Source organism: Mesorhizobium sp. (genome assembly GCF_004962925.1).
Lineage (GTDB): Bacteria > Pseudomonadota > Alphaproteobacteria > Rhizobiales > Rhizobiaceae > Mesorhizobium.
The window spans coordinates 21,534-34,711 of record NZ_SUEO01000040.1 but is presented as its reverse complement, the minus strand read 5'-3'; the positions used below and the strand labels follow the sequence as shown (position 1 = coordinate 34,711).

Genomic DNA, 13,178 nt, shown 5'->3' with positions numbered 1-13,178 from the left:
CGACCGCGCCGGCCAGCACGCCCGCCACCAAAGCGGCGAGGATGAGGCGCGGGGCCGGGAAAAATTTATTGCCGTCTGCCATTTTTCTAAGAACTGCTCCGGAGCACGGGTTATAGCGATGAGCGACAAGAAGGCCAGCAACCAGATGTGGGGCGGACGTTTTGCCTCGGGTCCGGCCGCGATCATGGAAGCGATCAACGCGTCGATCTCGTTTGACCGCAAACTCTATGCGCAGGATATCAGAGGCTCGATCGCCCACAGCGAGATGCTGGCGCAAACGGGCATTATTTCGGCGGCCGATCAAGAAAAAATCGCTCACGGGCTGAACACGATCCTGGCAGAGATCGAAGCCGGCACGTTCGAGTTCTCGACCAGGCTGGAAGACATCCACATGAATGTCGAGGCCCGCCTTGCCGAACTAATCGGCGCGGCCGCCGGCCGCCTGCACACCGCCCGTTCGCGCAACGACCAGGTGGCGGTCGACCTCAGGCTGTGGGTCAAGGACGAGTGCTTTCGCGTCGCCGAGGCGCTGAAGGGCCTGATCACGGCATTCCTGGAGCGGGCCGAGGAGCATGCGGCAACAGTGATGCCGGGCTTCACTCACATGCAGGCGGCGCAGCCGGTGACCTTCGGCCACCATTGCATGGCCTATGTCGAGATGTTTTCGCGCGACCTGTCACGTGTTCGCGACGCCATCGAGCGGATGGACGAAAGCCCGCTCGGCGCTGCCGCCCTTGCCGGCACCAGCTTTCCGATCGACCGGCACAAGACGGCCAAGGCGCTCGGCTTCCGCGAGCCGATGCGCAACTCGCTGGACAGCGTTTCGGACCGCGATTTCGCGCTTGAGTTTTTGGGGCTGGCGGCAATCTGCGCGACGCATCTGTCGCGGCTGGCCGAAGAGATCATCATCTGGTCGACGCCGCAATTCGGCTTCGTCAGGCTGTCGGATAGTTTCTCCACCGGCTCCTCGATCATGCCGCAGAAGAAGAACCCCGACGCGGCCGAGCTGGTGCGCGGCAAGACCGGCCGCGTCACCGGCCATCTGGTCGGTCTGCTCACGGTGATGAAGGGCATGCCGCTGACCTATGGCAAGGACATGCAGGAGGACAAGGAATCCGTCTTCGACGCCGCCGAGACGCTCGACCTGATGCTGGCGGCGATGACCGGCATGGTGCGCGACATGACGGTGAACGCCGCTGCCATGAAGAAGGCCGCCGGGTCAGGCTATTCGACCGCGACCGACCTTGCCGACTGGCTGGTGCGCACGCTTGGGCTGCCGTTCCGCGAGGCGCATCATGTCACCGGCCGCGCGGTCGCGCTGGCCGAGGAGAAGAAGATCGGGCTCGACAGGCTTTCGCTGCAAGACTTGCAGTCCATTCACCCCGGCATCACGGCGGACGTGTTTTCGGTGCTTGCCGTGCAGAACTCGGTGAAGAGCCGCACGAGCTTCGGCGGCACCGCGCCGTCGGAAGTGAGGAAGCAGATCCGGTACTGGAAAAAGCGCATCGCCAAGGCGTGATGCTCGTGCGGCGAATCCGAAATTCGCATCACGTTGGAGCAGCGCGGCGAGCGAATTTCGGATTCAAAAGCCGCACGAGTTAATTAATGAATTCTAGTGTGGTTTTGCATTTGAAGTTCCTTAACGCGAATGCCATCAATGAGAGGAACTTCAAATCCACCACACTAGGTGCAATGCCAGCAAAACTCAGCTAAAAGCGGCGGGCAAAAGTTTCGGACGGATGGCACGGATGACCGCAAGCAGGATTTTGGTGACGCTGACGCTGCTGGCGGCGCTGGCGGCTGTTACGGCCTGCGGCCGGAAGTCCGGGCTCGACACGCCCTATGAGGCGGCCGTGCAGGCGCGCAAGGACGCACAAAAGGCCAAGCAGCCCGTGCCGCCCGAGCCGGAAAAACCGGTCGAGGACAAGAAGTTCATTCTCGACCCGCTGATCTAGAGCCGATGAGATCGGTCGATCTCATCGAGCTCCAACTTCCGGAACCACTCTCGTGAACCATTTCGACTACCGCGACGGCGTGCTGCATGCCGAGGACGTGGCGATACCGGATATCGCCGCAAGCGTCGGCACGCCGTTCTATTGCTATTCGACGGCGACGCTGACCAGGCATTTCCGCGTGTTTGCGCAGGCCTTTGCCGGGCTCGACGCGCTGGTCTGCTATGCCATGAAGGCGAATTCCAACCAGGCGGTGCTGAAGATCCTGGCCAAGCTCGGCGCTGGCGCCGACGTGGTATCGGAAGGCGAACTGCGCCGCGCGCTGGCCGCCGGCATTCCGGCCAACAAGATCGTGTTTTCGGGCGTCGGCAAGACAGCCCGCGAAATGGATTTTGCGCTCTCGGCCGGCATTCTCTGCTTCAACGTCGAATCCGAGCCGGAACTGGCATTGCTGTCGGCCCGCGCCACGGCACTGGGCAAGGTGGCGTCGATCTCGCTGCGCATCAACCCGGATGTCGACGCCAAGACCCACAAGAAGATCTCCACCGGCAAGGCGGAGAACAAGTTCGGCATTCCCTGGCAGAAGGCGCGCCAGGTCTATGCCCGCGCAGCTGAACTGCCGGGTATCAAAGTCACCGGCATCGACACCCATATCGGCAGCCAGATCACCGAATTGCAGCCCTTCGACGACGCATTCGCGCTGCTGGTGGAGCTGGTCGGCGTGCTGCGCGCCGACGGGCACGCCATCGAGCATATCGATCTCGGCGGCGGCCTCGGCATTCCCTACCGCGTCGACAACAGCCCGCCTCCCTTGCCGGACGCTTACGCCCAGATCGTCAAGAAGCACGTCACGAAGCTGGGATTGAAGGTGATGTTCGAGCCGGGCCGGCTGATATCAGGCAATGCCGGCATCCTCGTCTCGCAAGTGATCTTCGTGAAGGAGGGCGACGCCAAGAACTTCCTGGTTGTCGACGCCGCGATGAACGATCTGATCCGGCCGACGCTTTACGACGCCTTCCATGACATCAAGCCGGTGGTACAGCAGCCGTCTGCGGCACCGCGCATGGCGGTCGACGTCGTCGGCCCGGTCTGCGAAACCGGCGATTATCTCGGCCTCGACCGCGATCTGCCCCGGCTGAAGGCCGGCGACCTGATCGCCATCGCCACCGCCGGCGCCTACGGCGCGGTGCAGGCTGGCACCTACAACACCAGGCCGCTGGTGCCCGAAGTGCTGGTCGACGGCGACCGTTTCCATGTCGTGCGCCCGCGCCAGACCTATGAGGAACTGATCGGGCTGGATTCGCTGCCCGACTGGCTGGAATAGACCATGATCCCGAACCGAAGGTCCGCGTCATCGAAAAGTGGGACCCGGTTTTCGGAAACGATCATGGTCAAACGAAAATAGAGCGCCTGCAGCGCTACAGCCGGTGCTGAATGAGCGCTCTGGTCTCGGCGATCCTGCCCTCGTCGCGGCGATAGAATGTCCACTGCTTGATGCGTTTGCTGCTGAGAAGGCCGGCCTGGGTGAGCACCCGCATATGCTCGCTGAGCGTCGCCTGGGTGATCCCCAGCTTTTCCGCGATCAGCAGCGCGCAGACGCCATCCTCGACCAGATCGCCATCCGCTTGGCGTGGGAAATGCGCGCGCGGGTCCTTCAGCCAATCGAGGATTTGCAGCCTGCGCTCGTTAGCGATCGCCTTGAAGACATTAACCTCTTGCATTTAGCCATTTTGCTAAGTTACTAAGTGATGTCAACCCTTGGGAGCAGGCCATGCTGAACAGCAATAGGATCACACGCGAACGCATTGCCGCAATGGAGCAACGCATTCGGCCATTCGTGCGCCACACGCCGGTGCTGCGTGTCGACATGGCCGATTTCGGCCGTCCGCCGCTTGCCGTCGACCTGAAGCTCGAATGCCTGCAGCATTCCGGCTCGTTCAAGGCACGCGGCGCGTTCACCAATCTTCTCGAGCGGCCCGTTCCCGCGGCTGGCGTCGTCGCCGCATCGGGCGGCAATCATGGTGCCGCGGTCGCCTATGCCGCCATGCGGCTCGGCCACAAGGCGACCATCTTCGTTCCCGAAGTGAGCCCGCCGGCCAAGCTGGAACGCATCCGCGGCTACGGCGCCGAGCTGGTCGTCGGCGGCGCGCGCTATGCCGAGGCACTGGCAGCCAGTGAAGACTTCGCCGAAAAGTCCGGCGCGCTACAGATCCACGCCTTCAACCAGGAGGAAACGCTGGTCGGGCAAGGCACGCTTGGCCTCGAGATCGAGGCCGATCTGCCCGAGCTCGACACGCTGCTGGTCGCCGTCGGTGGCGGCGGCCTGATCGGCGGCATCGCCGCCTGGTTTGCCGGCCGCATCAGGATCATCGCCGTCGAGCCCGAGGGTGCGCCGACGCTCTATCGCGCCTTCGAGGCCGGCCGGCCCGTCGATGCGCCGACTGAGGGCATCGCCGCCGATTCGCTGGCGCCGAAGCGCGTCGGTGAAATGATGTTTCCGATCGCCGAGGCCTTCGTCGAGCGTTCCATACTGGTCAGCGACGATGAGATCATCGCCGCGCAGGCGGCGCTTTGGGACCGGGTGCGAATCATCTCCGAACCGGGCGGCGCCGCAGCCTTCGCGGCGGTCCTGTCCGGCCGTTACGCGCCGGCTGCGGGCGAGCGTGTCGCCGTGCTGGTCTGCGGTGCAAACGCCAATCCGGCTAAATTCTGACGACAACAGGGGCAGTCCTGTTCACGTTTTAGGGAACTGCCTCGCCTTCGCCGTGTTTCTTGGTATGTTTGGAGCGACGAGCTTCTAGACTTTGAGTCCTTCGCATCCGATTTTCGGGCCGTGCGATAGATTTGTGAGGTTCGGGTTATCCCGCCCGAATCAGGAAGGGCCGATGACGCAACGACCCACCTCCACCAGCGATCGCAGCCTGGCCGGGCGCCTTGCTCTGAGCCGGCTGGCGACGCGGGTCTCGATGACGGTCGAGCGTGGCTGGCCGTTGCTGCTTCCGCTGGTCATCGTCGCCAGCCTGTTCCTCAGCATCTCGTGGCTCGGCCTCTTCCATCTGCTGCCCGACATGGCGCGCATCGGCCTCCTGGCACTGTTCGGCATCGCAGCCCTTGCCGCACTCTATCCCCTGCGTTTCTTCCGGGTGCCGTCGAGCGCCGAGATCGACCGGCGCATCGAGGCGGCCAACCAGTTGCTGCACAGCCCGGTGCTGGTGCAGACCGCCGTGGCGGCGCTTTTGTTGGTCACCGCCTTTGCCTTCTCCTTCGGACCGTCGGGCGGCCGCATTGCAGACGGGTTCAGCGCCCACGCGGCGCGCGACACTGTCCCGCCGCGCATCGACGCCTGGGTGACGCCGCCGGCCTACACCGGCAGGCCACCGGTCTTCCTCACCTCCCCGGCCCTCGCCAACCCAGCCCTCGCCAATAATGGCAATCAGGCGCCGCCCGCCTTCACCGTTCCGGAAGGCAGCGATGTGTCGCTGCGCGTCACCGGCGGGTCGGGCGAGGAAACGCTGAGCTACGCCGACGCCGACGGCAACGCCCGCACCATCGAGCCGACCGGGCAGCAGGCCGACAAGGCCAAGCCGGCGGCGGCAACGCCCTCCTCCACGGTGCGCCAGTTCACCGGAAAGCTGACGGCAAACGGCACGCTGACGCTGAACTCGGGCAATGACGAACTCGGCAACTGGGCCTTCGCGGTGATCCCGGACAAGCCGCCGCAGATCCGCTTCGTCGGCGAGCCGAAACGCGCCGTCAATGGCTCCTTCGAACTCAACTACCAGATCGACGACGACTATGGCGCGGCCTCCGCCAAGGCGGATTTCGTATTGGCCGATCCGCCGGCGCCGAATGCGCATCCGCTCTATGGCCCGCCCGAAATGCCGCTGTCGCTGCCGCGCCGCGGCGCCAAGGGGAATGCTGCCAAGACCACGAAGGATCTGACCGAGCACGTCTGGGCCGGCGGCAACATCAAGCTCACGCTTGTCGCCACCGACGATGCCGGACATACGGCGACCAGCGAAACCAAGACGCTGGTGATGCCGGAGCGGCCTTTCTCCAACCCGCTGGCGAGGGCAGTGATCGAGCAGCGCCGCGTGCTGGCGCTCGACGCCAACGCCAAGAGCCGCGTGCTTGACCTGATGGACGCGATCACGCTCAGGCCCGAAGACACGTTCGACAACATGGCACACTACCTCGCCATCATGAGCGCCCGTAGCCGGTTGAAGATGGCCGACAGCGACGATCAGTTGCGCGACGAGGTCGCCTATCTCTGGGAGATCGCGCTCGGCATCGAGGAAGGCAATCTTTCGGAGGCCGAGAGGCGGCTGCGCCAGGCGCAGCAGGCGCTGCAGGACGCGATCAAGAACGGCGCCAGCGACGAGGAAATCGACAAGGCGATGAAGGAACTGCGCGAGGCGATGAACCAGTTCCTGCAGGAATTCGCCCAGCGTGCGCAGCAGAATCCGAACGCGCCGCAGATGCAGCAGAACGGCCAGGAACTGCGCCAGAGCGACATCGAACGCATGATGGACCAGATCGAAAACCTGGCGAAGTCGGGCGATCGCGACAGCGCGCAGCAATTGCTTTCGCAACTGCAGGACATGATGAACAATCTGCAGGCTGGACGTCAGCAGCAGGGCGGCCAGCAGAACAGCGAGATGCGCCAGCAGATGGACAAGCTCGGCGAGATCATGCGGCGCCAGCAGGAGATGATGAACGAGACCTTCCGCATGGACCAGATGCAGCGCGGCCAGCAACAGCGCGGAGAGAACCGCGACGAGCAGCTCGGCGAGAACGGCGAGCAGGGCCAAATGGGCGAACAGGGTGAGCCCGGCCCAGGTGAAGACCGCGATCCGCTCGGCCGGCCGAAGCCGATGACGCCGGAGGAATTCGCCGACGCGCTGAAGCAGTTGCAGGAAGGCCAGGGCAAGCTGCAAGGCGACCTTGACCAGCTGAGGAAAGGTCTTGAAGGTATGGGGCTCGAGCCCAATGAAGGATTTGGCGACGCCGGCAAATCCATGGGCAGTGCCGAACAGGCGCTTGGCGACGGCGATGGCGACCAGGCCGTCGGTCACCAGGGCCGCGCGCTGGAAGCGCTGCGCAAGGGCGCCAAGGACATGATGAAGCAATTGCAGGCCATGCAGGGCGACGAGGGCGAAGGCGAGCGGGGCGGCCGCCAGCAGAACGCCGACCGTGATCCGCTCGGCCGGCCGCGCGCCACCGAAGGTCCCGATTTCGGCGATTCGGTGAAGGTGCCGGACGAGATCGACGTGCAGCGCGCGCGCCAGATCCTCGAAGCGATCCGCAAGCGGCTCGGCAACGCCCTCAGCCCCGACATCGAGCGCAGCTACCTGGAGCGGCTGCTGGAGCTGAAGTAAAGCCGCCCTGCTCTAGCGGTTGGTAAACGCCTCGCGGATCGCCTCTTCCATCCCGTCGATGGCCTCGCCGGATGCGTTCGGGTTGCGCCGCAGCACCACGTTCGAAGAATCGATGTCGCCGAACCCGTCGGCGGCCGTAAGTTCGCGGCAGCCGGCCGGGATGTTGCTGCGCGAGATCGGCGCAATCGCCAGCCCGGAGGTGACGGCGAGCCGCAGGCCGCCGTTGGTATCGCTGGTATAGGCGACGCGATAGGCGAGACCGCGCTGTTCCAGCGACTTTATCGCGAAATCCTTGCACCAGCCGGCGCGGTTGTAGAGCGCGATCGGCACCGGCCGCTCCTCATGCATATGATGCAGCTCCGACGTCACCCATACGGTTGGGTCATGCATCAGCACCTCACCGCCGAAAAGGTCCTGCCATTCGAACACCACCGCCAGATCGAGCTCGCCGGCGGCGAGCGCCGCGATCTGCGCTCCGGAATGCGCGTAGCGGACGGTGACTTCGACCTGAGGATGGCGCTTGGCAAAGGCGCCGAGCGCGCGCGACAGGATCGCGTGGCCATATTCCTCCGGGATGCCGATGCGCACCGGTCCGCCAAGCGGCGCCGCGACCATCGATGCCGCCGTTTCGTCGAGCAGCGACACGATCCGGCGGGCATTGACGATGAGTTCGCCGCCGCGGCGCGTCAGCGCCACGCCACGCGAGCCGCGCTCGAACAGGCTGTCGCCGACCACATCTTCGAGCTTCTTCATCTGCATCGAAACCGCCGACTGGGTGCGGCCGGCCTGCTCCGCTGCCTTGGTGAAATTGCCGGTGTCGGCAACCGCGACGAAGGTGCGCAGCAGATCGCTGTCGAGCGTAGATTTCATAAACGCGCCATAAGAAAATTTGATTGCTGACATCATCCCAATTCGTTTGCAACATGTCAAACGGCGGATGATAGTCACCTCACCCATTGGATATGCGGCTGCGAAATCGGCTGCGGACCAATATAGAGTCCTCACTCGTACCCGCTGCCCGAAACGGTGGCGGGTTCTTTTTAATGCAGGTCGCCAAAAAGCATGCCCTCGGGCTTGAACCGGGGGTGCGCAGCGGTTTTGGGACAACGACATGCGTAAACCAAAAATTACCAGGCCCGGTTCTCGGCCGCACAGCAAGGAGCCCTCAAACCACATGCAGAACCGGATCGTCCTCGGCATGGCAAGTCTTTGCCTCGGCGTTCTGGTGTTCTCGCTCCAGGATCCGCTGATCAAGGCCGTATCGGGCATTTACCCGGTGACCGAGGTGATGGCGATCCGCTCGATCGTCGCCCTGCCCATTCTTCTCGTGCTCGTTCATGTCGATGTCGGGCTCAGCGCGATCTTTTCGAAGCGATTTCGCATGCTGACGATGCGCGCCTTGATCCTGTTCACCTCCTACACGGTCTACTATCTGGCGATCGCCGCCCTGCCGCTTGCCGACGCGGTGGCGCTCTATTTCATGGCACCGCTGTTCATCATGGCGCTTGCCGGCCCTTATCTCGGCGAACGGGTGGCATGGCAGACGCTGGTCACCGTCATGGTCGGGATGCTGGGCGTGCTGGTGATGCTGCGGCCCGGCGCCGGGCTGTTCGACTGGGCGGCGCTGCTGTCGCTTGCCTCAGCGGTGCTGTACGGCTTTTCGCAGTTGATGGCCCGCAAGATCGGCGACACCGAATCGTCCACGGTCATGGCGTTCTATCAGAACGGCGTCTACCTCTTGGGAGCTGCACTGGTCGCCGGGCTGTTCTGGCTGGCAGGAATAGCTCACGCCACGCATCCGAGCCTCGAATTCCTGGTCAGGCCATGGATCTGGCCGATGCCAATCGATTTCCTGAAGATGGCGGCCTGCGGCTTCGTCGCCTCGGCCGGGATGATCCTGTTGTCGCAAGCCTACAGGCTGGCGCCCGCCAACAGCGTCGCCACTTTCGAGTATACCGGCATTATCTGGTCGCCGCTGTGGGGTTTCCTGTTCTTTGCCGAAGTGCCGCGATCGACCACAGTCGTCGGCGCGGCGCTCATCATCGGCGCCGGTCTGTTCGCGCTCAATGCCAGCCGGCGCCGGAGCAGCGCGCCGGCAATCGCGGCGACCTGCGATCCGGCCTGACCGCTGTCAGGCCTTTGGCTCTAGGCAAAGCAGGCGAGCGCCTGTTCGACACGCGCGCGGATTTCGGCCAGCGTGAACGGCTTCTGCACGACATCCACAATGATGCCGTTCAATTCTTCGGCGCGCTCACGCTGGTCGGCATAGCCGGTCATCAGCAAGATCTTCATCGCCGGGAAAAGCGACGCCGCCGCCTTGGCCATCTCGATGCCATCCATCTCCGGCATGCGGATATCGGAGACGACAAGATCGTAGCCGCCACGTGCTGCGCGGATCAGGGCAAGCCCTTGCGCGCCGTCGGCGGCGATGTCGATCATGTGCCCGGCGCGTTCGAGCGCGCGGGCGGCGAGGGTACGGACGGATTCATCGTCCTCGACGATCAGGAGCTTTGCCATAGCGCAATGTTTGGCGGGGAAAAGTTGACTTTTTCTGAACCGCAAACGACATCGAAGATAAATCTAGGCGTCGCCCTTGACGACACCGACAAACGGCAGTTCGCGAAAGGCGTGGGCGACATCCATGCCATAGCCGACGACGAAATAGTCGGGGCAGTCGAAGCCGACATAGTCGGCGTTGAGCGCGGTCTGGCGGCGCATGCGCTTGTCGAGCAGCACGGCGACGGCGCAGCTTTTGGCGCCGCGCGACAGCATCAGGTCGCGGGTGAAGGACAGCGTCTTGCCGGATTCGAGGATGTCGTCGATCAACAGCACGTCGCGGCCGGCGACCTCATTGTCGATGTCGCGCAGCACCCTCACCTCGCCGCTGGTGGTGCCGGCGCCGTAGCTGGAGATGAAGATGAACTCGACCTCGGGCGACAAGCCGACATCGTGCATGGCGCGGATGAGATCGGCGGCGAAGATGAACGATCCTTTCAGCACCGAAATCACCAAAAGGTCCTGATAGTCGTGCCCGGCGATCTCCTTGGCGAGCTCCAGATTGCGGCGGGCAATCGCCGACGCCGAAAACAGAACCTCGATATCCTTGCCGCGCACGACTGGCATTGGCCGCCTTTCCAGAATGATCGCCCTAGTTGGCGAAGGTGACCGAAACGGTCTTGACCCCGTTTCTAGGCACGTCGAGCCGGCTGGAAAAGCCAAATCTTTCGCCGGGCGCCAGCGAACGGTTGAATGTCCCCAGCGTATAGCGGGTTGTGCGCCTGTCATTGCCGGTGACCCGGATTTCCAGTGGCGGCAATGGCGACGGGCTGGCGCCGTCATTCGCGGCCTCGCCACCGACGAACAGGACAGGTTCCGGCCCGGACGCATCGATACGCGACGTTACGCCTGAAATTGTGAGTGCAGCGCCCGTTTCCGGGGCCGCGAGAACAAGCGGCGCCTGGCGCACCAGCGCGTGCCCGCCCGAGATCCAGAAGGCTGCAAACGCGGCACTGAGGCCGGCGATCCAGAAGATCGGCCCGCCGCGCGACATCAGCGGCCGTCCCGTCGCGGCTTCGGGCTTGCGCAGCATTTCCATGCCTTCGATCGACGGCGTGGCGACCACACGCGAAAGCGGTGCTGAAGGGTCCATGCTGCCGGTAAATCGCGGCAGCACCTCGTAGTCGGCATCGACGATGTCACCGGCTGGATCACGCATGATGCGTTCCGGCGCGGCGGCCGTGTCGGCCATGATTTCGCCGGAAACCGGGCGCGCGGTTCGATCCTCAGCCATCATGGCCCCAGCACTACGGCACTTGTTCGCTCTTCGTTTCTTTTGCGTAAACGGAAATGGTTAACGCTTCCCCACCGGAACCATTGTGACGCGCCCAAAAAACCCCAGAATTAACCGCCGGTTAACCATGCCGGCCGATGGTCTTTTCTCAGAGAAGGCTGGCTCGTTGCCGCCGCAAGTTTCAGGTCGTCGAACGTGATCCGCTTCGAAAATGTCGGCCTCCGCTATGGCATGGGTCCGGAAATCCTCCGCGACATCTCCTTGCACATACCGGAGCGCTCCTTCCAGTTCCTGAGCGGCCCTTCGGGCGCCGGCAAGACGACGTTGCTGCGGCTTTTGTTCATGTCGCTCAAGCCGACGCGCGGGCTGATCACCATCTTCGGCAAGGACCGCTCGCGCATCTCGCGCACAGAGCTGCCGCATCTGCGGCGGCGCATCGGCGTGGTGTTCCAGGACTTTCGCCTGCTCGACCACATGACGACCTATGAGAACGTGGCCTTGCCGCTGCGGGTACGCGGGCGCGAGGAAGCGAGCTACCGCACCGACGTAACCGAGCTCTTGAAATGGGTCGGCCTTGGCGAGCGCATGCATGTGCTGCCGCCGGTACTGTCGGGCGGCGAGAAGCAGCGCGCTGCAATCGCCAGGGCGCTGATCGAACAGCCCGAGATCCTGCTTGCCGACGAGCCGACCGGCAATGTCGACCCGCCGCTGGCGCGGCGCCTGTTGCGGCTGTTCATCGAACTCAATCGGCTGGGCACCGCAGTGGTGATCGCAACCCACGACCTCGGCCTGATGGAACAGGTCGACGCACGGCGCATGATCCTGGCCGGCGGAAGGCTGGATATCTATGACTAACCTTTCCGTTGAACATGCCGAAGACCAACACGCCGAGAGGGCGGGGACGACGCAGCGCGTTCAGCGCAAGATGGCGCCGATCGTGCCGGCACAGAACATCGCCGGCCGGGCGCTGGTCCTGGTCATCGCCATCATGACGTTCCTCTCCTGTCTGACCTTCGGCGCGGTGACGCTGGTGCGTGACACCGCCTCGGTGTGGGAGAACCAGATCTCACGCGAGGCGACGATCCAGATCAAGCCGGTAGACGGCCTCGACATGGAGGCCGCACTTGCCCAGGCCTCGCAGACCGCCGGCGAATTTCCTGGCGTCAAGAGCGCCAGGATCGTCGACCGCGATGCCACGGCGCGGCTATTGGAGCCATGGCTGGGCTCTGGTCTCAATATCGACGACTTGCCGGTGCCGCGTCTGATCATCGTCACCATAGACGAGAGCAACCCGCCCGATTTCGCCGCAATGCGCGCCGCGATCACGCCGAAGCTGCCTAGTGCCTCGCTTGACGACCATCGCACCTGGGTCGACCGGCTGGTGGCCATGGCCCGCACCACGGTGACCATCGGCATCGCCGTGCTGGCGCTGATGCTGTCGGCAACCGTGCTGACCGTGGTGTTCGCAACGCGCGGCGCCATGGCCGGCAACGGCCACATCATCGAGGTGCTGCATTTCGTCGGCGCCGAAGCGCGCTTCATCGCGCGCGAATTCCGCCACCACTTTCTGGTCACCGGGATGAAGGGCGCGGCCGCCGGGGGCGCGGCGGCGGTGCTCGTCTTCATCGTCTTCTCATGGTGGTCATCGCGCAACATGGCGACGCCGCAGGCCGATCAGGCAACCGCATTGTTCGGCAACTTCGCCATTGGTTCGGCGGGCTATTTGGGCGTCGTCCTCATGGTGCTGGTTATCGGTGCGCTGACGGCGGCAACCTCCCATGTCACCGTCGTCACCTATCTCAGCGACATCGATGTCCGCCAACCGGACGCGGGGTGATCACGGATAGAGAATTAGCGTAACGTAATGTGTGCTTTTTCACCTACTAAACGCCGTATTTCGGGGTTAACGATAAGATGATGGACGCGCGCGACTCGACCGGAATGGCTGGACAGTTGCCCTTGGTGATTACGCGTTCCCGCGAGCGCGCCAAGCCCAGCCGATTGGCGGGAGCGTTGCGCATCTCCGCTTTCTTTCTGCTCGTGCTGGCGACGCTGTTT

General features: G+C 63.8%; 13 protein-coding genes and 1 pseudogene. 8 read left to right on the top strand and 6 right to left on the bottom strand.

What is annotated here, in order from left to right; translation table 11 throughout:
• Positions 1-82 (bottom strand): annotated as a pseudogene (locus E5W87_RS36060) (TlpA family protein disulfide reductase); the annotation flags it as partial.
• 36 nt (positions 83-118) lie between these two features.
• On the opposite strand from E5W87_RS36060, the gene argH reads away from it, so the two are divergent.
• The 3 genes from argH to lysA all read left to right on the top strand — a co-directional run bounded on the left by argH (position 119) and on the right by lysA (position 3,276).
• Positions 119-1,519 carry an argininosuccinate lyase gene (gene argH, locus E5W87_RS11175; RefSeq protein ID WP_292396982.1) on the top strand — a complete coding sequence of 467 codons (1,401 nt, stop codon included), beginning with the start codon at positions 119-121 and terminating at the stop codon, positions 1,517-1,519.
• 229 nt (positions 1,520-1,748) lie between these two features.
• A complete protein-coding gene (locus E5W87_RS11170; RefSeq protein ID WP_292396976.1) occupies positions 1,749-1,955 on the top strand; it encodes a lipoprotein in 207 nt (68 codons plus the stop codon).
• A 52-nt stretch (positions 1,956-2,007) separates the two neighbouring features.
• The gene (gene lysA, locus E5W87_RS11165) at positions 2,008-3,276 is read left to right on the top strand and encodes a diaminopimelate decarboxylase (protein ID WP_292396973.1); all 1,269 of its coding nucleotides are present in this window, start codon (positions 2,008-2,010) and stop codon (positions 3,274-3,276) included.
• Between the two features lie 94 nt (positions 3,277-3,370).
• Here the strand turns inward: lysA and E5W87_RS11160 are convergent, their stop codons facing one another.
• A complete protein-coding gene (locus E5W87_RS11160) occupies positions 3,371-3,673 on the bottom strand; it encodes a helix-turn-helix transcriptional regulator (protein ID WP_292396970.1) in 303 nt (100 codons plus the stop codon).
• Between the two features lie 50 nt (positions 3,674-3,723).
• Between E5W87_RS11160 and E5W87_RS11155 the strand changes: the two genes are divergently transcribed.
• Together E5W87_RS11155 and E5W87_RS11150 are read left to right on the top strand one after the other, a co-directional pair.
• Positions 3,724-4,665: a threonine/serine dehydratase gene (locus E5W87_RS11155; RefSeq protein ID WP_292396967.1), complete on the top strand. Its 942-nt coding sequence runs from the start codon at positions 3,724-3,726 to the stop codon at positions 4,663-4,665.
• A gap of 172 nt (positions 4,666-4,837) precedes the next feature.
• Positions 4,838-7,330, top strand: a complete 2,493-nt coding sequence (locus E5W87_RS11150) for a TIGR02302 family protein (RefSeq protein ID WP_292396964.1) — start codon at positions 4,838-4,840, stop codon at positions 7,328-7,330.
• A gap of 12 nt (positions 7,331-7,342) precedes the next feature.
• Here the strand turns inward: E5W87_RS11150 and E5W87_RS11145 are convergent, their stop codons facing one another.
• Positions 7,343-8,200: a LysR substrate-binding domain-containing protein gene (locus tag E5W87_RS11145; protein WP_292396961.1), complete on the bottom strand. Its 858-nt coding sequence runs from the start codon at positions 8,198-8,200 to the stop codon at positions 7,343-7,345.
• Positions 8,201-8,504: 304 nt separating this feature from the next.
• Here E5W87_RS11145 and E5W87_RS11140 point away from each other — a divergent pair, with 304 nt between their 5' ends.
• Complete coding sequence (locus tag E5W87_RS11140; RefSeq protein ID WP_292396958.1) at positions 8,505-9,455, top strand: DMT family transporter; 951 nt, start codon at positions 8,505-8,507, stop codon at positions 9,453-9,455.
• Positions 9,456-9,475: 20 nt separating this feature from the next.
• On the opposite strand, the gene E5W87_RS11135 is transcribed toward E5W87_RS11140, so the two are convergent.
• The 3 genes from E5W87_RS11135 to E5W87_RS11125 all read right to left on the bottom strand — a co-directional run bounded on the left by E5W87_RS11135 (position 9,476) and on the right by E5W87_RS11125 (position 11,123).
• Complete coding sequence (locus E5W87_RS11135; RefSeq protein WP_292396954.1) at positions 9,476-9,847, bottom strand: response regulator; 372 nt, start codon at positions 9,845-9,847, stop codon at positions 9,476-9,478.
• 63 nt (positions 9,848-9,910) lie between these two features.
• Positions 9,911-10,453, bottom strand: a complete 543-nt coding sequence (hpt, locus tag E5W87_RS11130) for a hypoxanthine phosphoribosyltransferase (protein ID WP_292396951.1) — start codon at positions 10,451-10,453, stop codon at positions 9,911-9,913.
• Between the two features lie 25 nt (positions 10,454-10,478).
• The gene (locus E5W87_RS11125) at positions 10,479-11,123 is read right to left on the bottom strand and encodes a hypothetical protein (protein WP_292396949.1); all 645 of its coding nucleotides are present in this window, start codon (positions 11,121-11,123) and stop codon (positions 10,479-10,481) included.
• Positions 11,124-11,315: 192 nt separating this feature from the next.
• Here E5W87_RS11125 and ftsE point away from each other — a divergent pair, with 192 nt between their 5' ends.
• Together ftsE and E5W87_RS11115 are read left to right on the top strand one after the other, a co-directional pair.
• Positions 11,316-11,975 carry a cell division ATP-binding protein FtsE gene (gene ftsE, locus E5W87_RS11120; protein WP_010911739.1) on the top strand — a complete coding sequence of 220 codons (660 nt, stop codon included), beginning with the start codon at positions 11,316-11,318 and terminating at the stop codon, positions 11,973-11,975.
• Entirely contained in the window at positions 11,968-12,957 is a 990-nt protein-coding gene (locus E5W87_RS11115) for an ABC transporter permease (RefSeq protein WP_292396947.1), read from the top strand. Before ftsE ends, E5W87_RS11115 begins: the two co-directional genes overlap by 8 nt.
• Positions 12,958-13,178: the final 221 nt, after the last annotated feature.